Consider the following 24,943-nt stretch of genomic DNA (forward strand, 5'->3'; position numbering starts at 1 on the left):
GCGGCGCAAGGGAGGAAAGCTTGAGTGGAGCAATGATGACTGAATTCGCCGACAGGTACGAAGCCCTCCTCCTTCGCCGTGAGCGCTCGCGTCTCTACGTGACGCTCAACCGGCCCGAGGTGAAGAACGCGCTGAACCCGACGCTGATCGAGGAGCTGAAGTCGGTGTTCGGCATCCTGCGCGACCGTCGCGACATCAAGGTCGTGATCCTGCGCGGTGCGGGCGGCACTTTCTGCGCCGGCGCCGACCTGAAAAACATGGAGCAGAGCTTCACCGACAAGCCGAAGCCCGGCGAGAAGGATCCGATCGCCGTCTGGAACCGCCAGTTCGGCGCCTTCCTCGAGATGCTGAACGGCACACCGCAGGTGGTCGTGGCGGCGGTCGAGGGCTACGCCATCGCCGGCGGCTTCGGCATCCTGTGTGTCTCCGACGTGGCGATCTGCACCGAGGGCGCGGGCTTTGCCATGAGTGAGACCGCCATCGGCATCGTGCCGGCCCAGATCGCACCCTTCGTCGCCCAGCGCATCGGCGTGCCACAGACGCGGCACCTCGCGCTCACTGCCGCGCGCTTCAAGGGCGCCGAGGCGCTGCGGCTCGGCATCGCCCACTATCTGGTGGCCGACTCGGCCGCCCTAGACGCCAAGCTCGAGGAAGTGCTGAAGCAGATCGACAAGTGCGCGCCCATCGCCAACGCGCTCACCAAGCAGGTGGTGATGAAGGTCGGAACCGAGCCGCTGTCGGCGGTGCTCGACTTCGCCGCCGACAAGTTCGCCGAGGCGCGCCGCGGCCCCGAGGCTTCCGAGGGCCTGCGCGCCTTCGCCGAGAAGCGGCCGCCGCGCTGGGCCGTCGAGTGATGACCTTCGGCAAAATCCTGGTCGCCAATCGCGGCGAGATCGCGTGGCGGGTGATGCGGACCGCCAAGGCGATGGGCTATCGCACGGTCGCGGTCTATTCCGATGCCGACAGGGACGCGCCGCACGTCGCCTTCGCCGACGAGGCGGTGCGGATCGGCCCGTCTCCCGTGGGCGAAAGCTATCTCAGCATCGATCGCATCCTGGAGGCCGCGCACAGGAGCGGCGCCGACGCGGTCCATCCCGGCTACGGTTTCCTGTCCGAGAACGAATCCTTCGCGGCGGCCTGCGAGAAGGCCGGGCTCACCTTCATTGGTCCGCCGCCGGCCGCCATCGCCGCAATGGGCAACAAGGCGGCCGCCAAGCGGCGCATGATTGACGCCGGCGTGCCCTGCGTGCCGGGCTACCAGGGCGCCGACCAGAGCGACGCCAATCTCGAAGCCGAAGCGCGCAAGGTCGGCCTGCCGGTCATGGTCAAGGCCGCGGCCGGCGGCGGGGGGCGCGGCATGCGCCTCGTCGAACACGCGGGCGATCTGGTGGAAGCGATCCGGACCGCGCGCACCGAAGCGGAGAGCGCTTTCGGCTCAGGCGAGCTGATCCTCGAGAAGGCCGTCGTCGATGCGCGGCATGTCGAGATCCAGGTCTTCGCCGATGCCCACGGCAACGTCATCCACCTGGGCGAGCGTGACTGCTCGGTGCAGCGCCGCCATCAGAAGGTGATCGAGGAAGCGCCCTCGCCCGCCGTCGATGCCACGCTGCGCGACCGCATGGGTGCCGCCGCCGTGGCCGCCGCGCGGGCGATTGGCTATCGCGGCGCCGGCACGGTGGAGTTCCTGCTGGGCGCCGACGGTGCCTTCTACTTCCTGGAGATGAACACCCGACTGCAGGTCGAGCATCCGGTGACCGAGGCCATCACCGGCCTCGACCTGGTCGAATGGCAGCTCCGCGTCGCACGCGGCGAGCACCTGCCGCTGCGCCAGGAGCAGGTGACGTTCACCGGCCACGCCATCGAGGTGCGCCTGTACGCCGAGGACGCCTATGCCGGCTTCCTGCCACAGACCGGACGCATCGACGTCTGGCGTCCGGCGACCGGCCCCGGCGTCCGCATCGACCATGGCATGAAGGAAGGGGTGGCGATCTCGCCCTACTACGATCCGATGATCGCCAAGGTGATCGCCCACGGCGCCACGCGCGAGGAAGCGCGGCCGCGTCTCATCCGGGCGCTCACCGAGACCGTCGTGCTCGGACCGACGACCAACCGGCATTTCCTGATCCGCCTGCTGGAGCATCCGGACTTCGCGGCCGGCGAGGCCACGACGTCGTTTCTGGTGAAACATCAGTTCCCCGCACCCGAGATCAGCGATGCGCACTGGACCGCCGCGGCAAACCTGCTGTGGCAGGCCTCGGCGCAGAAGTATCCGCCGTCGCTGCGCGGCTGGCGCAACTCCAATCCAGAGCCGACGCCGATCCGGCTGACCGCAGGCGGCACCGAGCGCCTGATGCGGGTCCGAGAGCCCGAACCGGTCGACGGCCCCTTCCACATCGACGGCAACGACATCGTGCTCGACCTCGACGCGCTCACCGTCCGGTTCACCGACAAGACCTACGCTCCGCCCGAGACGGCGGCAGCCGGCAGCGACGGCAAGCTGCGCGCGCCGATGGACGGGCGCATCGTGTCGATCAAGGTGGCGGCCGGCGAAAAGGTGAGTCGTGGCCAGACGCTGATCGTCCTGGAAGCCATGAAAATCCAGCATCAGCTCAAGGCGGCGCTCGATGCGAAGATCGAGGCTATCCCCGTCCACGAGGGCCAGCAGGTCTCCAACCGGACCGTGCTGGTCACGATGGAGCCGGACGCCGCTTAGCGCTAGGCTCCTCCCAACAAGAGAAGTTCTGGGAGGAATTGCCATGCTGCGTAGAGTTGCTCTCGCCTTGCTCGCTATGGCCGCTGCCGGCCCCGCCTTCGGCCAGGCCTATCCCAACAAACCCATCAGCCTGATCGTGCCCTTCGCGGCCGGCGGCCCGACCGACGTGATGGCGCGTATCGTCGGCGAGCGCATGGCCAAGGAGCTGGGCCAGCAGTTCGTCATCGACAACGTCACCGGCGCGGCCGGATCGATCGCCATGGGCAAGCTCGCCCGCTCCGCACCCGACGGCTACACGATCGGCATTGGGCATCTCGGCACCAACGTCGTGAACGGCGCGATCTACAGGAACCTGAACTACGACCTGATCAACGACCTCGAACCGATTGCGCTCCTGCCGTCCAACCCGCTGCTGGTGGTGACCTCGAACCAGGTCCCTGCCAAGGACCTCAAGGAGCTGGTGGCCTACCTCAAGGCCAACGCCGACAAGATCTCCGGCGGCACGGCGGGCCTTGGCTCGGGCTCGCATATCGGCGCGCTCGCCTTCTTCGCCGTCACCGGCACCAACTACCAGCTCGTGCCCTATCGCGGCACCGGCCCCGCCGTGCAGGACCTGATCGCCAACCAGATCCAGGTCATGATCGACCAGTCGTCGAACTCGTTACCGCACATCCGCGCCGGCAAGCTCAAGGTCTACGCAGTCACCGCCAAGCAGCGCACCGCCGCGGCGCCGGACATCCCGACGACCGCCGAGGCCGGCTTCCCCGGAATCGAGGTCGCGATCTGGCACGGCCTGTGGGCGCCCAAGGGCACGCCCAAGGAGATCGCCGACAAGCTCAACGCCGCCGCAGTCAAGGCCCTGCAGGACCCGGAGATCCGCAGCAAGCTCGAGAATCTCGGCCAGGACATCCCGACGCCCGAACAGATGAAATCGGACGCGTTTGGCGCCTACCAGAAGGCGGAGTTCGCCAAATGGAAGCCGATCATCGACAAGGCCGGCGTGAAGGTGGAGTGAGGCGCGCCCCTCACGACGCGAAGGAAGGCGGCACCGGGCATGGGGGCAGGAGCTTCTCCAGCACCTTGGCGACGCCGAGAAGCTTCGCTTCGCCCCAGCGCTTGCCGGTGAGTTGCAGGCCGATCGGGAGCCCCTCCTTCGAGAAGCCGCACGGCAGCACGATGGACGGTTGGCCCGTCAGGTTGGCCAGGAAGTTGTAGGCGGTGCCGGCGAAGAAATATGGATGCTCGACGCCGTCGATGCGGAGCGGTTGTCTCTGCGACTGGCGGACGAAAGCCGCATCCGGCATCACGGGCATAAGCCAGGCATCGTAGTCGTCGAGGAAGGTCTCGCACTGGCGCACGATCCGGTCCCGCCGATCGAGAACGGCGAAGAATTGCGCCATGTCGAGACGCGCCGCCCGCGCGACCGATCGCGCCGTCGGATCGCGCGAATCGACCTTGCCGAATTGCCGCTCGCGCGCGGCCAGGGGCTTGGCATTCACGATCATGTACTGGAACAGGTCCGACCAGTCGTCCCAACCCTGCTGCCAGTCGAGGCCTTCGGGCTGGGCTTGCCTCACCCGCGCGCCGGCTTTCGACAGCAGCTTCGCCGTCGCCTCGACGACCGACGCCGTAGCGGCTGAGACCGGCACCAGCGGATTGCTCGTCAGGACGGCAAGGCGCAGGCCCTTGGCCGCGATTTTCGGTGTGGTCCCCAGCGGCACGGGCGCCGCCTCGACCTCGTGGCCGTCCGGCCCGGCGATAATGCGGAGCGCCAGATCGAGATCATCGATCGAGCGCGCCAGCGGCCCGAACGTGCCCATGTAGCGGGTGCTTCGCGTCGTCCCCGGAAGGTCCGGTACGTGCCCGCGCGCCGGGACGCGCCACTCGGTGGGTTTGAGCGAAAAGATGCCGTTGAAGTGCGCCGGATTGCGCACTGAACCGCCGATGTCGCTGCCGATCTCCAGTGGCGACAGGCGGGTCGCCACCGCGACGCCGCCCCCGCCCGTAGAGCCGCCCGGCGTCCGGGCTTCGTCCCACGGATTGAGTGTCGTGCCGAAGATCGGGCTGTCCGTCTGAAAATCCGCGCAGAGTTCCGGCACATTGGTCTTGCCCAGGATCACGGCGCCCGCCGCCCGCAACCGCGCGACAACGCTCGCATCCTCGCGGGCGACGTTGTCCGCGAGCGGCGGATGGCTCGAGGTCGTCTTCAAGCCGGCGACGTCGAACGCTTCCTTGATCGTGATCGGCACGCCGTGCAGCGCCGCGAGGTCCTTCCCTTTGCCCCGCGCACGATCGGCGGCACGGGCGGCCTTCATGGCGCCCGCCTCGTCGACCATAACCAGCGCCTTGAGCGGCCCGTTCACGCGCGCGATCCGGTCGAGATGCGCCTGGGTCGCCTCGACCGAGCTCAACCGTCCGTTTCGTATGGCGCGTGCAAGTCGTGTCGCCGTTTCGAAGCACGGATTCATGCATGTCTCCCTTGAGTGCCGCGACACTAGCCGCCGCCGCCCTCGCCCGGCTATAGAGCCCGAAGATTTCTTGGGGACGCCATGAGCCTGGCTAGCAAAACCCTGTTCGTGACCGGCGGAAGCCGGGGCATCGGACTGGCCATCGCATTGAGGGCCGCGCGCGACGGCGCCAACATCGCCATCGCCGCGAAGACGGTGACGCCTGACCCGCGCCTGCCCGGCACGATCTTCACCGCAGCGGAAGAGATCGAGAAGGCCGGCGGCAAGGCGCTGCCGCTCGCCTGCGACATCCGCGACGAACAGAGCGTCGACAAGGCCGTGGCCGAGACCGTCGCAACGTTCGGCGGCATCGATATCCTGGTGAACAATGCCAGCGCCATCAGCCTGACCGGCACGCTCGCCACGCCGATGAAGCGCTACGACCTGATGCACCAGATCAATGCGCGCGGCACCTTCATGGTCTCGCAGAAGTGCATCCCGCACCTGCTGAAGGCCGCCAACCCGCACGTACTGAACCTCTCGCCGCCGCTCGACTTCGACGTCAAGTGGTTCGCCAATCACGCGGCCTACACGCTCGCCAAGTACGGCATGTCGGTCTTCGCCTGGTCGATGGCGGAAGAGTTCAAGGACAAGGGCGTCGCCTTCAACTGCCTGTGGCCGCGCACGGCGATCGCCACCGCGGCGATCCAGAACATCCTCGGCGGCGAGGAAGGCATGAAGCAGTGCCGCAAGCCCGACATCATGGCCGATGCCGCGCACGCGATCTTCAACCGCCCGTCGCGCGACTGCACCGGCAACTTCTTCATCGATGATGAGGTCCTGGCCGCAGAGGGCGTTACCGATTTCGACAAGTACGCCGTCTCGCCCGGTACCCCGCTGATGCCCGACTTCTTCGTGCCCGTCCCCGGCGCGCGCACCGTCGTCGGCAAGGCCTAGCGCGTGGCGACGTTTCTGCTGGTCCATGGGGCCTGCACCGGTGGCTGGTGCTGGGAGAAGGTCGTCCCCCTGCTGGAAGCGGCCGGCCACAAGGTCTGCGCACCCGACCTGCCCGGTCTCGGCAACGACCAGACCCCCCCCGCCAACGTCACCCTCGCCGACAACGTCGAGAAGCTGGCCCGTCTCCTCGACAAGATGGAGGAGCAGGTCATCCTGGTGGGCCATTCGCTGGGCGGCGTCACGATCAGCCAGCTCGCCGAGGCGCGGCGGCGCAAGATCAAGGCGCTTGTCTATGTCTGCGCCCTCCTGCCGACCTCGGGCAAGAGCGGCAGGGACATGACCGCCCTCGAACCGGACGCGATGTTCCGGCTGTCACGGCAGGTCAGCCCCGACGGCAAGACCTACACCTTCGCGCGCGACAAGCTGCCGACCCTGTTCTACGCCGACGTCTCGCCGGAGGATCGCTACAAGGCGATGCAGCGGCTGCGCCCGCAGCCGCTCGCCATCTCGACGACGCCCGTGACCCTCACGGAAGAGCGCTTCGGCTCAGTGCCGCGCTGGTACATCGAGTGCGTCCACGACAACGCGATCCGGATCGCCTTGCAGCGCACCATGGCGAAGGAAACGCCGTGCAAGGTGCTGCGGCTGGAAAGCGGACACTCGCCGTTCTTCAGCAATCCGGAAGAACTCGTCGAGCATCTCGAGGCGATCGCGGCGGCGCGTTCAGACGCGCCGGCGGGCGGCAGCGCCTTCTGAGGCGCGAGAGACCGCACGGTTCCAATTGCGCACCTAGTCAAAAAAAGCGAACGCCCTCGCTTCGATGCTCTGCCGTGGCCGCGGATTGGCGGGCGACGTCGGATCGTCGAAGGCGGAATGCAGCGAGAAGCGTGCGCGGCCGTCCTTCAGCGAGTCGTAGCACTTGATGAGGATCGCCTCGTCGCGCGTCATCTTCGGAAAATAGAACCAGCGGTGATCGGCGTTGTAGACGCCCTGGTAGATCTCACCGGTACGGTCGGCATAGACCAGGTCGCAGACCGCGAGATCGCGCGGCGCAATGCTCTCGGAATCGACGAAGCCGAGCGGCGCCATCTCGATCGGCGCGTGATCGATGTTGCGCCAGACATTGTACTCGGCGAAGCGCTTCTTCAGACGGCGCTCCGCCTCCTCGGGTGGGAGCAGGTCGCGGACCCGCTGCGGGCCCGACTTCTCGGTGTAGTCGTTGTGTACGCTGCGCACCGGTGTCCGGAGGCCGCGCTCGACGGCGCGGTCGGCCGTGCGCACCGTATGGTCGAACACCACCACTTTCGATGCGCCGGTTTCACGCCTGATCAGTGCCTCGACCTCGGCGTGGTACTTCGTGCGCACCTCCTCTTCGTCGTAGAAGTCACGCACGTCGGTGTCGTGGTGCGTCAGGATGAAGGCCTGGCGGTCGAGCGAGAGATCGCGCGCGATCGGACGGGCATCGTGGATGCGCACTGTGAAGTCCCGATAGTTTCCGTCCCGGCGCGGCAAGCCCGTGCCATGCGGCGGATTGTACGTCACCGGCTTGACGCTGAGATCCGCCAGGTAGTTCACCGGCGCATCGACCCAGCCGGCGAGCGGCGGCCGCGTGACGGCGGATTCTGCGGTTCGAACTTCGACCATGGCTTCACCCGTGATTTGCGTTGCTCCCCTTAGGTCGTGTGGCTTTAGCCCCTTGCCACCCCTCGGGCTCACGAGAAGAATTCATGGGGTCATGTCGGCCCGGCCCAATCGATTGCTAGGCCGCGAGTTCGAGGATCTCCATCACCTGCTCCGGCCCCTTGATGGGCCGTGGATTGTTGAGCACCGCCCGGTCGTGCATCGACTTCTCGGCGATCTCGCGGAAACGGTCCTCGCCGACGCCGACTTCTGAGAGACGGCCGGGCAGGCCGAGCGCCTTCACCAGCCCTTCGACGAGGTCTCCCGCCGCCGCCCCGGGCTGCCCGAACGCCTCGCCCACCCGCTGCTGACGCTCGGCATTGGCCGGCAGGTTCCAGCGCAGCACCGACGGCAGCATCACGCAGGACGTATGGCCGTGCGGCACATGGCACGCGGCGCCCAGCACATGGCCGATCCCGTGGCTTGCCCCCACGCCGACGCCCGACGTGCCGGCGCCGATCGACAGCCACATGCCGAACTGGAGATCGAGCCGCGTCGCCATGTCGTCCGGATTGGCCTTGTGCGCCGGCAGGGCGCGGGCGAGCAGCTTCAGCGCCTCGGTGGCGGTGCCCAGCACGAAGGGATGCGCCTGCTGCGAGCACAGCCGCTCGACGGCATGATCGACCGCCTTCAGGCCCGTGGAGAGCATCAGGTCCATCGGCGTCGCCAGGGTCGCGGCGGGATCAAGCACGATGACCCGCGGCACGATCAGGCGATGGCCGAAACTCTCCTTGATGCCCTTGCGCGGATCGGAGATGCCGGCAAAGGCATTGAACTCGGCGGCCGACAGCGTCGTCGGCACGGCGATCATTCGGATGGCATCGGCCGGCGGCTTGATGGCTTCCGACGGCGGCGCCGCGCCTTCCTTGGGCTTGCCGGCCCGATAGGCGTCCAGCTCATCCACCGTGGTCACGTTCTGCCACAGCGCGATCAGAATGGTCTTGGTGGCATCGATCACCGAGCCGCCGCCCACCGCCACGATCAGGTCCGCACCGGCCGCGCGCGCCATCGCGGCGCCCTCGACGACGCAGGGTCGCGGCGAATGCGCCGTGATGCCGGCATAGGTGCCTGCGTGCAGTTCACCCAGCCCATCGATCACCGACGCCAGCAGTGCGCTCTGCGCCACCGACTTCGACGTCGTGATGAACACCTTCCTCGCCCCGAGCCGCTCCGCCTCGGCACGCAACGCAGCGCCCGCCGGCTTGCCGTAGACGACGCGCTCGATGTCCTGATGTCCGTGGATACCGTTCAGCATGTTCTTGCTCTCTCTTTGTCATCCTGAGCGAAGCGAAGGATCTGGCGCCTCGGCGACATCCATTCTGATCGTTCTGCGAGGTCCTTCGCTGCGCTCAGGACGACAGGACTATCCGATGTGCCGACGAAACAGCGCCAGCATGCGCTCATAGTGCTTCTCGCGGGCATCCTCGTGCAGGTTGCCGCGATCGGAGAAGGCGTAGCCGTGATGTGTGCCCGCCTCGGTCTCGACCCGCGACGGGAACGGCGCGGACGCCAGCAGATTCTCGAACTTCGCGACGTCAGACAGCGGCACATAGGTGTCGTGCTCGGCGAAGGCGTAGTAGCCCTCGGCCGTGATGTTCCCCAGCATCAGGTGCGGCGAATCGGGCTTGTCGGTGATGAGCCGCGTTCCATAGTAGGAGGCGAAACAGCCGATCCGGTCCGGATGCGCCGCGGCCGCCGCGGTGACGAAAGCGCCGCTCATGCAGTAGCCCACCAGCCCGACCTTGCCAGGCTTTGCGTCGGGCAAGGTCGGCAGCACGTCGAGCACGGCGGCCGTGTCGGCCGCGACCCGGGCGTTGGAGAGCGTCTCCATCAGGCCGAACATGCGCTTCAGGTTGGCCTCGCCGTCGGGATGGTTGCGGGTCGGGCCGCAGGCGAATTCGCGCGTGCTGCGATAATAGAGATTGGGCAGCAGCACGTAGTAGCCGGACTGCGAAATCCGCCGGCAGATTTCCCTCAGTCCCTCGCGCACGCCGGGGGCGTCCATCAGCATGATGACGACCGGCAGCGGCCCGCCATCGTCGGGCCGCACCGTATAAGTGTTCATGGCGCCATCTTGCGTGGCGATATCCAGCTCGCGTTCGATCATGCCCGGACGGTACCGGGCCTCAGCCCCATGGTCTATAACCGCGCCTCCTGTCTGGATGCGAGGAGTGGAACGAGATGGCGGTGGCAAGCGGGGGCGCACTCGAGGGCCTGAAGGTGATCGACCTGTCGCGTGTGTTGGGAGGCCCCTATTGCGGCCAGATGCTGGCCGACCACGGCGCCGACGTGATCAAGATCGAGCCGCCGCAGGGCGACGAGACCCGCACCTGGGGCCCTCCGTTCGACGCCGAGGGAATCTCGGCCTACTTCGCGGGGATCAACCGCAACAAGCGCACGATCGCGCTGGATCTCTCCAAGCCCGAGGGCCGCGAGGTGCTGCTGAAGCTGCTCGAGACGGCCGACGTGCTGATCGACAACTTCAAGACCGGCACGATGGAAAAGTGGGGCATCGGCTATCACGACGTGCTGGCGGCGAAGTTCCCGCGGCTGGTCCATGCCCGCGTCTCGGGCTTCGGCGCAGATGGGCCGCTGGGCGGCTTCCCCGGCTACGACGCCATGGTCCAGGCTTCGGCCGGCCTGGTCTCGGTCAACGGTTCGCCCGAGGGCGGACAGGTCCGCATCGGCGTACCCGTGGTCGACCTCTCGACCGGCATGAACGCCACGATCGGCATCATGATGGCGCTCTACGAGCGAAACCGTTCCGGCAAGGGGCAGTTCGTCGATGCGACGCTCTACGACAGCGCCATCGCGCTGCACCAGCCGCATGCGCCGAACTATTTCATGGCCGGCCTCAAGCCCAAGCTGGTCGGCAACAGCCATGCGAGCCTAGTGCCCTACTCCAACTTCCCGACGAAGACCCGCAACATCGTGGTCGGCGCGGGCAATGACGGCCAGTTCCGGAAGTTGACGCAGATGCTGGGCAAGCCGGAACTGGCCGACGATCCACGCTTCAAGACCAACAAGGAGCGGGTCGCTCATCGCGCCGAGCTCGAGGCCGAGTTGCGCGCGCTGCTGAAGGACCGCGACGCCAACGAGTTCTCGCAGGAACTCATGCAGGGCGGCGTGCCGTCGGCCGCCGTGCTCGAAGTCTCCGACGTGATGGAGGCCCCGCACACCAAGCATCGCGGCATGGTGTGGGAGAAGGATGGCTGGCGCAACGTCGGCAATCCCGTGAAGCTCTCCCGCACCCCGCCCAAGGTCCGCACCAAGCCCAAGAAATTCGGCACCGACACGCGCGCCGTCCTCCAGGAGGCCGGCTACTCCGCCGCCGAGATCGACGCGCTCGTCGCCTCCGGGATCGCGCTCACCGAGATCAAGAAGTAGGAAAGAAGAAGATGTTCCAATCCGACCTGCTCAAGGGCAAGCGCATCCTCGTGACCGGCGGCGGCACCGGCCTCGGCCGCTCGATGGCGCATCGCTACCTCGAACTCGGCGCCAACGTGATCATCTGCGGCCGCCGCGAGGACGTGCTGAAGGAGACCGCGGCCGAGCTCGCGAAGGAGACCGGCGGCGAGATCGAGACGGTGGGCTGCGACGTGCGCATTCCCGACGCCGTCGAGGCGATGATGGACAAGATCTGGGAGAAGCGGCCGCTCGACATCCTGGTCAACAATGCCGCCGGCCAGATCCTCGCCCAGACCCACAAGATGTCGTCGCGCGCGATCGACGCCGTGCTGGGCATCGTGCTGCACGGCTCGGCCTACTGCACGGTCGCGGCCGGCCGTCGCTGGATCGATGCCGGCGAGCGCAACAAGGTCGTGATGTCGATCCTCACCGTCTCGTCGCTGACCGGCGCACCCTTCACCGTCCCCTCGGCGATGGCCAAGGCGGGCGTGCTCGCGATGACCAAGAGCCTCGCGGTCGAATGGGGCCCCAAGGGCATCCGCACCTGCGCGATCGTGCCCGGCCCCTTCCCGACCGAAGGCGCCTGGAGCCGGCTGATGCCCAAGGAACGCGGCGGCCAAGACGACATGATCAAGGCGATACCGATGCGCCGCACCGGCGAGCATATCGAACTCGCCAACCTCGCCGCCTTCCTGGTGAGCGACGGCGCGGGCTACATCAACGGCGACGCGATCGTCATCGACGGCGGCAAGATGCTGCAGTCGGGCGGCGGCGGCGCCAACACCTCGGCCATGCTCGACTGGACCGACGAGCAGTGGGACGCGCTCCGTCCGAAGAAGAAGTAATCAGGGCGCGGGAGCCGGAACGTCGACCTGATCGACCTTCCGGCCCGCCGCGATCCAGGCCACGAGCAGATCGTAGAAGACCGACAGGACCACCGGGCCCACGAACAGGCCGATGAGGCCGCCGGCCAGCGTGCCGCAGATGACGCCGGCCACGATCACCGCCATCGGAGTCGGCAGGCCGCGCGCCATCAGGATGGGTCGCAGCACATTGTCGACCAGCAGCAGCGGCAGCGTATAGGCGGTGAACAGGCCGGCATGCAGGGCCGGCAGATACATCCACGTCCAGATGATCACCGGGATCATGATGATGTTGGGCCCGACCTGCACGATCGCCAGCACGAGGCAGACGAAGGTGATGGCGCCGGCGAACGGCACGCCCGCCACCAGCATGCCGATCGCCAGCAGCACCGACTGCAGGAGGGCGATGCCGATGACGCCCTGCGACACGTTGCGGATGGTCGACCCGGCGATCTCGAGGAAGTGCCGGCCCCGCGTTTCGGCCACCCTCACCGCGAGGGCGCGGAGTGTTCCCGTCAACTCGTCGGAATAGGCCAGGAGGACGCCCGCGACGACGATGGCGCCGGCAAACTGCAGGACTCCGAGAAAGACTCCCGCCGCGATGCCGCCCATCCAACGGCCGACCGAGGCCAGCTGCCCGACATGGGCCGTCACGAGGGTGCGTGCATCGTTGGAGGCGGTCAGCCAGAAGTCGTAGACGCGCGCGCCGACCATCGGCCAGTCCTTCACCGATTCGGGCGGCGGCGGCACGACGTGCTCGCCGCGCAGAAGCATCCGGGCATACTCGTCGAGACTTCCCACGGCCGACACCGCGAGAAGAACGACCGGCGTCAGCAGCAGCAGGAGCAGCAGGATGGAGAACAGCGAGGCCGCGATCCCGTCCCGCAGGTGCAGGCGGCGCCGGGTCATGTCGAACAAGGGATAGACGGCCACCGACAGGATGATGGCCCACATCATCAGGGCCGCCACCGGCTGGAGCAGGAGCAGGCTGACATAGATGACGCTGGCGATCAGGCCGAGCCGGATGGCCACGTCGATCGTGAACCGCGTGACGTCCGCCCTGCCCTTTTCCGTGTCGATCATCGCCGTTCCCCCGCCCCCGTTGGCGGCGACGTTTATCGCACGGCGGCGGGCCGGGCGGTATCGATCACCCGGACCGGATCGCTGTTCGCCAGACCGTCCGGCGGGCTCTCGATCACGCGATCCTGGGCCGTGAGGCCACTGCCGATCTCGACGATCTGGCCGAGGTCGCGGGCGATGGTGATGGGCTTCAGAACCACCTTGCTGTCGGCATCGACCGTTGCGACCCGCAGGCCGTTCTTGTCGAAGATCAACGCTCCCGACGGGATGGCCAGCGACTGCAGGCTGGACGGCAATTCGATGCGGGTGTTGGCGAAGGCGCCGGGCATCAGCTCGCCGCTCGCATTGTCGACCACGACCTGCATCCGCGTGGTCCCCGTCTGTGCATCGACGGCACGGGCGGAGGCTTCGACCACCCCCCGATAGACCTTGCCGGGATACTCCGGCACCGTGATCTGCACGCTGGTGTTCAGCTTGACCGCCGGAACGAAGGCCTGCGGGATGTTGACGTTCAGGCGCAACCTGGCTACGTCGGAAATCACGAACAGCGCGAGACCGGAGCTCGATTCAGCGCCGATCAGGGCCCCGACGTCGGTATTGCGGGTCGTCACGATGCCGTCGAACGGCGCGGTGATCCGCTTGAAGTCGGACAGAACTTCCAGCCGGTCGACCGCAGCCTGCGCCGCCCTGGTCAGGGCCTGCTTCACCGTGAGATCGCCGGTCTTCTCGTCCACCGTCTGCCGCGACACGGTGTTGGCGCCACCGAGCTGCTGCCAGCGTCCGGCCGTCACGGTCGCCAGCTGCTCGGCGGCCTGGGCGCTCGCGAGCGAGGCCTTGGCCTGCAGGAGCTGCTGGTCGAGGTCGGGGGCCTCGATCTCGGCCAAGAGCTGGCCCGCCTTCACGGACGCCCCGATATCGACGTACCAGGCCTTCAGGAAGCCACCGACGCGGGCATAGATCGGCGCCCGGGAATAGGCCTCAAGCCGCCCGGGCAGGTCGAGCGACGTCTTGTTGGCGCCGGTCGTGGGGTTGAGGACGCTGACGGTCGGCACGGCCTGGGTGTCGGTCCATTCCTTCAGCTTGGCTTCGCTGGCCTGCCGGCTCCAGATGCCGTTGACCACGACGGCGCCCAGGCCAAGGGCGGCGGCGATCCCGAACAAGGCGAGCCCACGGCGCGACCGCGGCTTGGGTACTGCAGGAGGGGTATCAGGCGACATGAGGTGCTCCGGGGACGGCGGCGTTAGCCTTGTCGGCCGCCTTGCCATGGTTTCGATGGACGAGGCTGAAGACCACGGGAACGAAGATAAGCGTGGCGATCGTAGCAAATATGAGGCCGCCGATGACCGCCCGTCCGAGCGGCGCGTTCTGCTCGCCACCCTCGCCCATGCCGAAGGCCATGGGCGCCATGCCGATGATCATGGCCAGCGCGGTCATGACCACGGGCCGGAAACGCACGAAGCCGGCATCGAGGGCGGCGGCCGTCGCATCCCCCAGCTCGACCAGCCGCTCGCGGGCGAAGGAGATCACCAGCACGGAATTCGCGGTGGCCACGCCCATACACATGATCGCTCCCGTCAGCGCCGGCACCGAGAGCGTCGTGTCGGTGGCGAACAGCATCCACACGATCCCCGCCAGGGCCGCCGGCAGCGCGGTGATGATGACGAACGGATCGCTCCACGACTGGAAATTCACGACGATCAGCAGATAGATCAAGACGACCGCGCCCAGCAGGCCGAACAGCAGACCTGAGAACGCCGACTCCATGGTCTTCACCTGCCCTTGGACCTTGACCGAGCGGATGCGCGGCGACTGGAGCGGCGCCAGCTCGGCCACGACCGCGCGCACGTCGGCCGCCACGGCGCCCAGGTCCCTGCCCTGCACGGCGGCATAGACCTGCACCATGCCCTGCAGGTCGTACTGCGAGACCACGGCGTTGGCGGTGTCGCGCCTGATGTCGGCGACGCCGCCCAGCACCTGCAGCTGCGAGGCGGCCGGCGCCATGATCGGCAGGTTGCTGAGCGAAGACAGCGAATCCAGCCGGTACTGCGGCGTCTGCATGACGATGTTGTAGGTCACGCCGTTCGCCGGATTGAGCCAGTAGGTCGGCGCCACCTGGCTGGAGCCCGCAAGATTGACGACCAGCGAATTGGTGACGTCGCGCGTCGTGAGGCCGACGGTCTGGGCCCGCGAGCGGTCGATGTCGACGGCGAAGACCGGCGCGCCGCGGGCCTGCTGGATGCGCGCATCGACCACGCCGGGAATTTTGCGGATGCGGGCCAGCAGCCTGTTGGCGTGCTCGAAGCCGGCATTGATGTCGGAGGTCCGCACCTGCACGTCGATCGGCGACGGCGCGCCGAAGTTCAGGATCTGGCTGATGATGTCGGCCGGCAGGAACGAGAATGTGAAGCCGGGAAACAGCTCGGGCAGACGCTGCCGCAACTCGGCCACGTACTCTTCGGTCGGCCTGTGGTCAGGTGTCAGCTTGATCTGGATGTCGCCGTCCTGCGGCCCGATCGTGCCGGTATTGTTGTAGGCCATGTTGATGCCACTGACCGGCATGCCGACATTGTCGGCCATCGTCGCGATCTGATTGGAGGGGATGATGGTGCGGATCGCCTTCTGGATCGCCACGAACTGATTGGCGGTCTCCTCGACCCTCGTGCCGATCGGCCCGCGCACATGCATCAGGATCTGACCGGAATCGACGGTGGGAAAGAAATTGCGGCCGAGGAACGGCACCAGTGCGAACGACCCCAGCACGAAAGCCATGAAGCAGGCGATGAACAAGGGCCGGTTGCGCAGCGCCAGTCCCAGCAGGTCGTGATAGACGGCGCGCAGCGCCTCGAACTGCGCCTCGAAGCCGCGCTGGAAGCGCACCAGCGGGTTGCGCGAGCGCGGCGGCTCCGCGCCGTGCTCGTGCAGGACATGCGGCTTCAGCAGGAAGTTCGCCATCGTCGGCACCAGCGTGCGCGACAGGATGAACGAACAGACCATCGCGAACATCACGGCCATCGCCATCGGCACGAACAGGAAGCGCGCGACGCCCTCGAGGAAGAACATCGGCACGAACACGATGCAGATGCAGAGCAGCGAGACGAAGGCCGGCGCCACGATCTGCTGGGCGCCGTCCATGATGGCGGTTTCGACGTCCTTGCCCTGCTCCAGGTGCCAGTTGATGTTCTCGATGGTCACCGTGGCATCGTCGACCAGGATGCCGACGGCCAGCGCCAACCCGCCCAAGGTCATGATGTTGAGCGTTTCGCCGAACGCCGCCAGCAGCGCGATCGAGCCCAGGATCGCCAGCGGGATCGAGATGGCGATGATCACCGTCGACCGCCAGCTGCCGAGGAACAGTAGGATCATCAGGCTGGTCAGCACCGCGGCCAGAACCGCCTCGTGCGCCACGCCCGACACGGCACCTTCGACGAACAGGGACTGGTCGCCCAGGATCGCGAGCGACACGTTCTCCGGCAGCGCTCTCTTGAGCTCCGCCACGCGTTCCTTGATGCCGGCGATGATCGCGAGGGTCGAGGTGGCGCCGTTCTTCAGCACCGCCAGCAGCACCGACCGACCGCCATCGACATGGACGATGTTCTGCTGCGGCGGGTTGCCGTCGCGCACCTGCGCCACGTCGCGCAGGTAGACGACCGTGCCATTGGCGGCGAACACGGGGATATCCGCCAGGGCGTTGAAGTCGACCGGGGCGTTGTTGAGCTGGATGGCGTACTCATGCCCGCCGATCTTCTGGGTGCCGACCGGCGTCAGCAGGTTCTGCGCCGCCAGCGCATTGGCGACGTCAGCCGCCGACAGGCCGCGCGCCTGAAGGGCCGCCGGGTCGAGGTCGATCTGGATCTGGCGGAACTTGCCGCCGAACGGGAACGGAATGGCCGCACCCGGCACCGTCACCAGCGGCGTGCGCACCGTGTTGATGGCCAGGTCGAACACCGCCTGTTCCGAGACGCCCTTGCCGGCCAGCGCCAGCTGGATGATCGGCACGGTCGCGGCGTTGTAGTTGAGGATCAGCGGCGGCGTGATGTTGGGCGGCATCTGTCGCAGCACGGTCTGCGCGATCGCGGTGACCTGGGCATTCGCGATGCTGATGTCGACGCCCGGCTGGAAGAAGACCTTGACGATCCCGACACCGGTATAGGACGTGCCCTCGATATGCTCGATGTCGTTGACGGTGGTGGTGAGCGAGCGCTGGAAGTTCAGCATCACGCGGCCCGACATCTGATCGGGCGGCAGGCCGGTATACTGCCAGACCACGGCGATGACGGGGATGCGGATCTCGGGGAAGATGTCGACCGGTGTGCGAAGGGCCGCGAGCGGCCCGACAATCAGGATCAACAACGCCATCACGACGAACGTATAGGGACGCCTGAGCGCGACCCGGACCAGACCGATCATCTAGATTGTACTTCCACCCAAGTGAGCCGCTGCGCTCCCCAGCCGTGGCGGCCCGCTCATCGGAACATGGCAGTTCTGACCTGTCGAGGCGAGATTGCCCCTGTCAACTGCATGGCGGTGCGCTACGCTTGCATGACAACGAATGCCCGGGGAGATCAGGGGAAATGGCCGAGTACGACTACATCATCGTTGGCGCGGGTTCGGCGGGCGGTGCCCTGGCGGCACGGCTCACGGAAGTGCCCACCAACAAGGTCCTCCTGCTGGAGGCAGGCGCCGCCAGCCACCCCTACTCCCGCATGCCCCTGTCCTTCGGCCTGCTGATCGACAATCCGGCCGCCAACTGGCTCTACCAGTCGGAACCCGAACCCGGCACGGCCAACCGGGTTATCCCGGTGCCGCGGGGCAAGGTGCTGGGCGGCTCCAGCTCGATCAACGGGCTGGTCTGGGTGCGCGGCCAGCCGCTCGACTTCGACACCTGGGCGCAGATGGGCTGTCGCGGCTGGAGCTGGCGCGACGTGGCGCCGCTCTTCACCCGCATGGAGAACTTCGTCGACGGCGACGGCTCGAACGGCCGCGGCACCGACGGGCCGCTCAAGGTCTCGACCGTGCCCGACCAGAACCCGCTCTACGACGCGCTGTTCGAGGCGTCCAAGGCCGCCGGCTTCAAGACCAATCCGGACTACAACAGCGAGGACCAGGAAGGCGTCGTGAAGACGCAGACCTCGATCTACAAGGGCCGGCGCATGAGCGTCGCCCATTGCTACATCGAGCCGGCGATGAAGCGGCCGAACCTGCGCGTCGTCACCAACGCCCACACGCTGCGCGTCCTGCTCGAGGGCAAGCGCTGCGTCGGCGTCGAGTACGAGAAGGACGGCAAGACGGTTCAGGCCAAGGCGAAGGAAACGATCCTGTCGGCCGGCGGCGTCGCCAGCCCGCAGATCCTCGAACTCTCGGGCATCGGCCAGCCGGACCTGCTGAAGAAGCACGGCATCGAGGTGAAGCACGAGCTGAAGGCGGTCGGCGAAAACTTCCGCGACCACATCAACGCCCGCATCATCTGGCGCCTGAAGGTGGCCAGCGTCTCCTACAATCACATGGCGCGCGGCATCGGTGCCGTGACGCAGATGATGAAGTACCTTGCCACCGGCGGCGGCTTCATGAGCCTGCCCTCGGCCCCGCTGCTGGGCTTCCTCAAGACCCGGCCGGAACTCGAAACGCCCGACGTGCAGATGCATCTCGTGCCCTATTCGATCAAGGACCCGAAGACCCGCAAGCTGCAGGACTTCCCGTCGATGACGATCGCCTGCTACCAGCTGCGGCCCGAGAGCCTGGGGTCGATCCACATCCGCTCCGCCGATCCCAAGGCGCATCCTTCCATCCGCTTCAATTTCCTGGCCGACAGGATCGACCAGGACGCGATGACGGCCGGCTTCCGCATGATGCGCAAGATCGTCGATGCGAAGCCGATGGATCCCTACCGCGACGAGGAGTTCTCGCCGGGCCCGTCGGTGCAGTCCGACGAGGAGATCCTCACCTGGATTCGCAACAACTCGCAGACCGCCTATCACCCGATCGGCACCTGCCGTATGGGCCCCGAGGGCCCGAACACCGTGGTCGACGACAAGCTCCGGGTGCACGGCATCGCCGGCCTCCGGGTCGCCGACGCCTCGATCTTCCCGACCATGCCCTCCGGAAACACGAACGCGCCCTCGATCATGGTCGGCGAGAAGATGGCGGACATTCTGAAGGGCGCTGCTTAGCAATGAGCCCTGTCGTCCTGAGCGCAGCGAAGGACCTAGCGCAACGACCAGCGGACTCCGTTGCGCGCGCAAGATCCTTCGCTGCGCTCAGGATGACATGAATTGTATGTGGTTAGACAACGACCGGCTTGCCGCTGATCAGGGCGGTGCCGGTCATCGCGGCGACCAGTTTGCCGTCGCCACGAACGACGTCGATGCGGTAGGTCGAGGCCTTGCTGGAGCGCGAGATTTCGACGGCCGTCGCGGTCAGCATGTCGCCCAGGCGGACAGCGACGCTGTAGACGATGTGCGCATCGATGCTGCCCGAGACGACGCCTTGTGAATTGCAGGCATAGCCGAAGGCGGCATCGGCCAGGGTGAAGGTCAGGCCGCCATGACCGACGCCATTGAAGTTGAGGTGGCGCTCTTCGATCGCGACCCGCGTCACGGCGCGGCCGAGCGAGGCCTCGACGAAGTCGATGCCGAGGGTGCGGGTGAAGGCATCCCGCCGGGCCAGTGCAGAGACGTCGATCATTCCGCAGCCTGCCGCATCCGGAGCGTCGCAGCGGCGATGGCGGCCAGCGTCTTCGCCAGCGACTCGCCCTCGGGATCGGCCAAAGCCGCAACGCGTGCGTTGGCGACGGCGTCGGCCGCAGCACGCGGCGTCATCCGGCCGGCCAGAGCGGGGGCAATCACCTCATCGGCGACACGGCGATAGTTATCGAGGCCGCGCCTGTGGGTGTCGCCATAGCCCTTGATGAGGCGCGCCGATTCCGCGATCTCACGCGCGAGGTCGAGCCCCAGCGGCGCGGCGGCACGGATCTGCCAGAGCCAGCGCTCGATCTCGGCCTGTTCCTCGACATAGCGGGAGGTGCGCGGCCGCCACCAGCGCAGGCCGGCGACGAGCCGCAGTCGCGCGAACCCGAGGATGGTCGTCGTGCGCATGTGCATCGAGACGTAGGTCTTGCCGAGGCGGCCGGTCCGCTGGCCCCAGGCGATCAGGCGCCTGGCCAGCGCCGGCGGCAGGATCGCGGCGATCTCCTCGATGCCCGGCTTGAAATGCTCGGTGATCTCCAGCGGCTCGTGATCCATCGCCCGAACCTCGGCCCGCACGCGCGCCAACCGATCGGCCGAGGTCTTGGCTTGGGCGACGCGGATCACGTCCTCGAACGACATGCGCACGGCGAGATGGCGCGCCACGTCGCGCAGCAGATCGGCCGAGCCCAGCGCGTGGATCGTGTCGAGCCGGTCGAGGTAGAGCGCGGCATAGCGCCGGTCCTGATAGGCCATGAGCCGGCGGATACCCTCCTCCACGACATCGAGGCTGGCGACCGGATAGCTTTCTCGTGAGCGCTCGATCAGGTTTTCAGCGCCCTGCACCGCCGTCTGCCGCTTGCGATGCTCGCGCACCGCCTGCTCCAGCTCGCCCCGCGCATGGCCGCGCCCGAAGGCAAACGCCGCGAGATTGGTGTCGACCGACTTGCCGGCGTGTCGGATCGCGGCTTCGAAGGCGCCGTCGGGAATCGGCAGCCTGCCCGAGCCTGCCAGCGCCCCCAGCAGCACCGCGTTGAGGACGCCGCCGGATTCCTCGGCCGCCTGGTCCATGTCGAACAGGATCTGTTCGCGGCTCCGCTCCTTCACCGCGCGCAGCAGCCGGCCGACATCGAAGCTGCCGTCACCCATCGCCATGCGCTCGCCGATCGCCAGCACGCGATGCGTCGAGGCGATCAGGGTCGTGCGGTCGGGCGTCACGAAGCCGTTGAAGATCATGCGGCCGGCCTCCAGCAGTTCGGTCGCCAGAGCCACGTCGACCTCGCCCATCGCGGGATTGAGCGCCAGCACGGACGACGGAGCACCACCTGCCGGCATCACCTCGACATAGTAGGTCGTCGCGCCGGTGCGCTGCGCGACGCCCGGGATCTGCGTCGCCTGAACGCCAAGCCCCCGGCTCTGCGCCGCCGACACGATCCAGTCGCACAGCACGCCGCTGCCATCGCCGCCCAGCGCGCCGATCAGGAGGGTGATGGGCTTAGGCACCCGCCATCGCCCCGATCACTTTCGATCGGACCTGCCATTTCAGGCGATCCCACCAGGTCGAATTCTGAACGATGTCGGCCTTGTAGAAGGACGGGCACAGCACGGCGGCATCGGCCACCTCGCCGCACAGGCCGCAGCCCACGCAGCCGTTGTTGACGCTGGCCACCGGATCGCTGCGCAGTGGATCGGGGCTGGGTTTCACCACCAGCGACGGGCAACCGGAGAGACGGATGCAGGAATGGTCGCCGGTGCAGACCTCATCGTCGACGCCGTAGCGCGTGCGGACGACCCGCTCGCCGCGCTTCAGCTGGGCGGCGATCTGCGGCCGGAGGCGGCGCTGGCGCGCGAGCTGGCATTCGCCGTCGGCGACGATGACCTTCAGGCCCTTGTGGCCGGTGCTCATCGCCTCGCGCAGGGTCTTGAGCATGGTGCCGACATTGTAGGTGCGGATGGTGCGCAGCCAGCCGACACCCATTGCCTTCAGGGTCGCGGCGATGTCCGACGTCGTCTCGCCGTCGCGGCGATTGCCGGACGTATTGGGAATGAACTGGGCGCCGGTCGCCGAGGTGTAGCCGTTCTGCATGATGACCAGCACGCGGTCGCCGCGATTGAACATCGACGAGGCGACGCCGCTCAGCAGGCCGTTGTGCCAGAAGCCACCATCGCCCATCACCGAGATGGTGCGCTTCTGCATCACCGGCGCCACCGCGCCGGCGGCCGCCAGCGACATGCCGAAGCCCAGGATGGAATTGCCGAGGTTGAACGGCGCCAGGGTCGCGAAGGAGTGGCACCCGATGTCGCTCGAAATGTGGACCTTGCCGATCTCGCGTTCGAGCAGCTTGATGGCCGAGAACACCGGCCGCTCCGGGCAGCCGACGCAGAAACCCGGCGGTCTGAGCGGCAGCGGCCCGCCCAGCAGGCGCTGCGCCTCGGCGCGTCCGGCACGGGCCGCCTCGAAGCGCTCGCGCGGGCCGCTCAAGTCGATGTCGTTGGCCGACTGGGCGAAGAACTTCAGCAGGCCCTCGGTCACCACTTCGGCAGTGTACTCGCCCGCCATCGGCAGCACGTCCTTGCCGTAGATCTTCGTGTCGATGTCGCGCTTGCGCAGCAGGACGTGAATGGCCTGCTCGATATAGTCAGGTGCCCCCTCCTCGACGATGAGAACGGCGCGCTTGCCCCTGCAGAAGTCGGCGATCTGGTCGGGCGCCAGCGGATGCGTGACGTTCAGCACCAGGGTCGGGATCCGGCCCTCGAGCTCGAGCCGGTCGAGGCCGCGCACCAGCACGTTGGTGATGCCGCCCTGTACGATGATGCCGAGATCGGAGCGTGTGCCGGCCAGATGCTCGTTCAGGCCGTGCTCGACGATGAACCGCTCGGCCGCGGGTTGGCGGATCTCGACCTTGAGTTTCTCGTGCGCATAGGTCGATGGCGGATGCGAGATGCGGTCGTAATTGTGCGCCGCGGGTTCGGCGAGCCGATGGTTGCGCGAAATGGCCGGCGGAACATTGTCCCTGGCGACGAACTCGCCGGTGACGTGGCAGGCGCGGATCCGCAGTTCCATCATCACCGGCGTGTTGGTCGCCTCGGAAAGTTCGAAGGCCTTCTCGGTGCAGCGCACGATGGTCGGCAGCGAGGGTCGCGGATCCATCAGCCAGACAGAGGATTTCAGCGCATAGGCCTGGGTGCGCTCCTGGATGACCGAGGCGCCCTCGCCGTAGTCCTCGCCGACCACGATCAGCGCGCCGCCGATCACACCGGGCGAGGCGAGATTGGAGAGCGCATCGGCCGCCACGTTTGTGCCGACGATCGACTTCCACGTGACGCAGCCGCGCATCGGGTAGTTTATCGACGCGCCGAGCAGCGCCGCGGCGGAAGACTCGTTGGTGCAGGTCTCCAGATGGACGCCGAGTTCATCCAGCAGGTCCTGAGACTCGACCAGCACGTCGACCAGATGCGAGACCGGCGCGCCCTGATAGCCGCCGACATAGGAAACGCCCGACTGCAGGATCGCCTTGGTGACGGCGAGAATCCCCTCACCCCGAAAGATCTCACCCTCGCCCAGCCGCAGGGCCCGGACTTCCTCGGTGAAGGAGCGCTCGGGATTGGTCCGCTGGGAAACGGGAAGTTGGGCCGCCGGCTGGTCGAGCATGGCGGAAGTATAGGGGCTAACGCCGGACGCGACGATCCCGTTTGGAATCGCGAACGCCCTCGCGTCGCGCCTTCGCCAGCAGGGCGCGAAACGGCACGAGAAGTTTCTCCCGCACCGCAGCATCGCCTTCGAGCACCTGCAGCGAGAGCGCGACCGCCTCCAGGGTCGAGACGGCATCGGGCCGCGCCTCGCGCCGCAGGTCGCCATAAAGCGAGGGACGGTCAGGCACCACGACGAAGCGGCGCAGCTTGGTCAGCCAGGCGTTCCGCCACCAAAGGGCCTTGGCCTGCGCCCAGTTGCCGTCGAGCGCGATCAAGCCCTTCAAGCCGGCGCGCGCCGCTTCCTGGTCAGGCAGCGGCTGGCCCTTGCCATCGATCGCGACCAGCGGCGTCGTCTGGCCTTTGGTCTGGGTCGAGCCGAGATAGAGCACGCCCCAGTCGCGCGGCTCGGCCGCCTCCCCCAACGCATGGGCGAGATTGCGCCACGACAGGCCGATCACGACCCGGCCATTGGTCAGCGAATCGCAGAGCAGGCGTGCGGTGCCCAGCACGCGGTCCTGCTCCTGCGGGTGCTGCAGCACCAGGATCGAAACCTTGTTGTCCACCGTCTGCGACATGGCCGAGGGTATAGCCTCCCGGCTAGGGTTGCGCGATGCCCCTTAACCCCGTTCCCGTCCTCGTGTTCGATAGCGTGACCAAGCTGCCGCCCGAAGCGGACGGCGCGGTCGTGATCGGTGCCAGCCACGCGGCCGTGTATGCCGCCTACATGTCGGCAAAGTTCGGCTGCCGCGCCGCGATCCATCACGACGCCGGGATCGGCAAGGACGAGGCCGGGATCAGCGGCCTCGCCTATGCCGACGGGCTCGGCATGGCGATGGCGGCCGTGGCGACGGACAGTGCCCGCATCGGCGACGGCGCCGATCTGCAGGCTCGCGGAACCATCAGCCGCGCGAACAGGCTCGCGGCGGCCTTTGGGGTGGCGCCCGGCATGTCGGCCCGCGAGGCGGCCGAGCGGCTGAAACAGGCGCCGTGGCCGCACACGACGCCGCCTGCCAAGGGAGAAAGCCGACATGAGATCGAGGGTGCGGTCTGCGCCGATTCGGCCACGCTGTTGGTCCCGGAGGATCGCGGCCGCATCGTCGCGACGGGGAGTCACGGCGCACTCAACTCCTATCGGGCGACGGCGCCGTTCCGGCCGCTGATGCTGATGTTCAACGATGCGGGGTTCGGCGCCGACCGCGGCGGGGTGCTGGCGCTGCCCGAACTCGACAAGGAAGAGATCGCCGCCATCGCAGTCGCTGCGCAATCGGCCCGCATCGGCGACGGCCGCTCCACCTTGCAGGACGGAACGATTTCCGACGTCAACACAACCGCATACCGGCTCGGCGCAAGGGTGGGCGGGTCCGCGCTTGCACTCGCACGCATGCTGGCGGAAAAGTCGGGATAAAGCTGAACGGGAGACGC

General features: G+C 67.3%; 20 protein-coding genes. 9 read left to right on the plus strand and 11 right to left on the minus strand.

The window, feature by feature from the left end; translation table 11 throughout:
* Nucleotides 1-35: 35 nt before the first annotated feature.
* Genes ACO07I_RS05900 through ACO07I_RS05910 form a run of 3 tightly spaced genes read left to right on the plus strand, consistent with a single transcriptional unit; the run spans nt 36 to nt 3,728 of the window.
* Nucleotides 36-854 (plus strand): enoyl-CoA hydratase/isomerase family protein, encoded by an 819-nt coding sequence (locus ACO07I_RS05900; protein WP_422015261.1) that lies wholly within the window; start codon nt 36-38, stop codon nt 852-854.
* The gene (locus ACO07I_RS05905; protein WP_422015263.1) at nt 854-2,713 is read left to right on the plus strand and encodes an acetyl/propionyl/methylcrotonyl-CoA carboxylase subunit alpha; all 1,860 of its coding nucleotides are present in this window, start codon (nt 854-856) and stop codon (nt 2,711-2,713) included. The genes ACO07I_RS05900 and ACO07I_RS05905 overlap by 1 nt, the downstream gene beginning before the upstream one ends.
* 43 nt (nt 2,714-2,756) lie before the next feature.
* The gene (locus tag ACO07I_RS05910; RefSeq protein WP_422015265.1) at nt 2,757-3,728 is read left to right on the plus strand and encodes a Bug family tripartite tricarboxylate transporter substrate binding protein; all 972 of its coding nucleotides are present in this window, start codon (nt 2,757-2,759) and stop codon (nt 3,726-3,728) included.
* A gap of 10 nt (nt 3,729-3,738) precedes the next feature.
* On the opposite strand, the gene ACO07I_RS05915 is transcribed toward ACO07I_RS05910, so the two are convergent.
* A complete protein-coding gene (locus ACO07I_RS05915; RefSeq protein WP_422015267.1) occupies nt 3,739-5,124 on the minus strand; it encodes an amidase in 1,386 nt (461 codons plus the stop codon).
* A 138-nt stretch (nt 5,125-5,262) separates the two neighbouring features.
* Between ACO07I_RS05915 and ACO07I_RS05920 the strand changes: the two genes are divergently transcribed.
* The gene (locus ACO07I_RS05920; RefSeq protein WP_422015269.1) at nt 5,263-6,117 is read left to right on the plus strand and encodes an SDR family oxidoreductase; all 855 of its coding nucleotides are present in this window, start codon (nt 5,263-5,265) and stop codon (nt 6,115-6,117) included.
* 3 nt (nt 6,118-6,120) lie between these two features.
* Entirely contained in the window at nt 6,121-6,873 is a 753-nt protein-coding gene (locus ACO07I_RS05925) for an alpha/beta fold hydrolase (RefSeq protein WP_422015271.1), read from the plus strand.
* A 33-nt stretch (nt 6,874-6,906) separates the two neighbouring features.
* Here the strand turns inward: ACO07I_RS05925 and ACO07I_RS05930 are convergent, their stop codons facing one another.
* From ACO07I_RS05930 to ACO07I_RS05940, 3 genes are all read right to left on the minus strand, one after another.
* Nucleotides 6,907-7,761: a CmcJ/NvfI family oxidoreductase gene (locus ACO07I_RS05930; RefSeq protein WP_422015273.1), complete on the minus strand. Its 855-nt coding sequence runs from the start codon at nt 7,759-7,761 to the stop codon at nt 6,907-6,909.
* Between the two features lie 115 nt (nt 7,762-7,876).
* Complete coding sequence (locus ACO07I_RS05935) at nt 7,877-9,052, minus strand: iron-containing alcohol dehydrogenase (RefSeq protein WP_422015275.1); 1,176 nt, start codon at nt 9,050-9,052, stop codon at nt 7,877-7,879.
* 108 nt (nt 9,053-9,160) lie between these two features.
* Nucleotides 9,161-9,862 carry a dienelactone hydrolase family protein gene (locus ACO07I_RS05940; protein WP_422015277.1) on the minus strand — a complete coding sequence of 234 codons (702 nt, stop codon included), beginning with the start codon at nt 9,860-9,862 and terminating at the stop codon, nt 9,161-9,163.
* Between the two features lie 116 nt (nt 9,863-9,978).
* Here ACO07I_RS05940 and ACO07I_RS05945 point away from each other — a divergent pair, with 116 nt between their 5' ends.
* Together ACO07I_RS05945 and ACO07I_RS05950 are read left to right on the plus strand one after the other, a co-directional pair.
* Entirely contained in the window at nt 9,979-11,184 is a 1,206-nt protein-coding gene (locus tag ACO07I_RS05945) for a CaiB/BaiF CoA transferase family protein (protein WP_422015279.1), read from the plus strand.
* 11 nt (nt 11,185-11,195) lie between these two features.
* Nucleotides 11,196-12,050, plus strand: a complete 855-nt coding sequence (locus tag ACO07I_RS05950; protein ID WP_422015281.1) for an SDR family oxidoreductase — start codon at nt 11,196-11,198, stop codon at nt 12,048-12,050.
* Here the strand turns inward: ACO07I_RS05950 and ACO07I_RS05955 are convergent, their stop codons facing one another.
* Genes ACO07I_RS05955 through ACO07I_RS05965 form a run of 3 tightly spaced genes read right to left on the minus strand, consistent with a single transcriptional unit; the run spans nt 12,051 to nt 17,555 of the window.
* Complete coding sequence (locus tag ACO07I_RS05955) at nt 12,051-13,151, minus strand: AI-2E family transporter (protein WP_422015283.1); 1,101 nt, start codon at nt 13,149-13,151, stop codon at nt 12,051-12,053. It abuts the gene before it with no gap.
* A gap of 32 nt (nt 13,152-13,183) precedes the next feature.
* The gene (locus ACO07I_RS05960; protein ID WP_422015285.1) at nt 13,184-14,365 is read right to left on the minus strand and encodes an efflux RND transporter periplasmic adaptor subunit; all 1,182 of its coding nucleotides are present in this window, start codon (nt 14,363-14,365) and stop codon (nt 13,184-13,186) included.
* The gene (locus tag ACO07I_RS05965; RefSeq protein ID WP_422015287.1) at nt 14,355-17,555 is read right to left on the minus strand and encodes an efflux RND transporter permease subunit; all 3,201 of its coding nucleotides are present in this window, start codon (nt 17,553-17,555) and stop codon (nt 14,355-14,357) included. Before ACO07I_RS05965 ends, ACO07I_RS05960 begins: the two co-directional genes overlap by 11 nt.
* Nucleotides 17,556-17,719: 164 nt before the next feature.
* Between ACO07I_RS05965 and ACO07I_RS05970 the strand changes: the two genes are divergently transcribed.
* Entirely contained in the window at nt 17,720-19,315 is a 1,596-nt protein-coding gene (locus ACO07I_RS05970; RefSeq protein ID WP_422015289.1) for a GMC family oxidoreductase, read from the plus strand.
* 112 nt (nt 19,316-19,427) lie between these two features.
* Here the strand turns inward: ACO07I_RS05970 and ACO07I_RS05975 are convergent, their stop codons facing one another.
* The 4 genes from ACO07I_RS05975 to ACO07I_RS05990 are packed head-to-tail and all read right to left on the minus strand — an operon-like array spanning nt 19,428 to nt 24,108.
* Nucleotides 19,428-19,829, minus strand: a complete 402-nt coding sequence (locus tag ACO07I_RS05975; RefSeq protein ID WP_422015291.1) for a PaaI family thioesterase — start codon at nt 19,827-19,829, stop codon at nt 19,428-19,430.
* On the minus strand, nt 19,826-21,331 hold the full coding sequence (locus tag ACO07I_RS05980; protein WP_422015293.1) for an indolepyruvate oxidoreductase subunit beta family protein: 1,506 nt from the start codon (nt 21,329-21,331) through the stop codon (nt 19,826-19,828). The genes ACO07I_RS05975 and ACO07I_RS05980 overlap by 4 nt, the downstream gene beginning before the upstream one ends.
* Nucleotides 21,324-23,480, minus strand: coding sequence for a thiamine pyrophosphate-dependent enzyme (locus ACO07I_RS05985; RefSeq protein ID WP_422015295.1), 2,157 nt, complete (start codon nt 23,478-23,480; stop codon nt 21,324-21,326). Before ACO07I_RS05985 ends, ACO07I_RS05980 begins: the two co-directional genes overlap by 8 nt.
* A 16-nt stretch (nt 23,481-23,496) precedes the next feature.
* Complete coding sequence (locus ACO07I_RS05990; protein ID WP_422018173.1) at nt 23,497-24,108, minus strand: DTW domain-containing protein; 612 nt, start codon at nt 24,106-24,108, stop codon at nt 23,497-23,499.
* A gap of 23 nt (nt 24,109-24,131) precedes the next feature.
* On the opposite strand from ACO07I_RS05990, the gene ACO07I_RS05995 reads away from it, so the two are divergent.
* Complete coding sequence (locus ACO07I_RS05995; RefSeq protein WP_422015297.1) at nt 24,132-24,926, plus strand: hypothetical protein; 795 nt, start codon at nt 24,132-24,134, stop codon at nt 24,924-24,926.
* Nucleotides 24,927-24,943 lie beyond the last annotated feature (17 nt).

The organism is Reyranella sp. (assembly GCF_965227665.1).
GTDB lineage: Bacteria > Pseudomonadota > Alphaproteobacteria > Reyranellales > Reyranellaceae > Reyranella.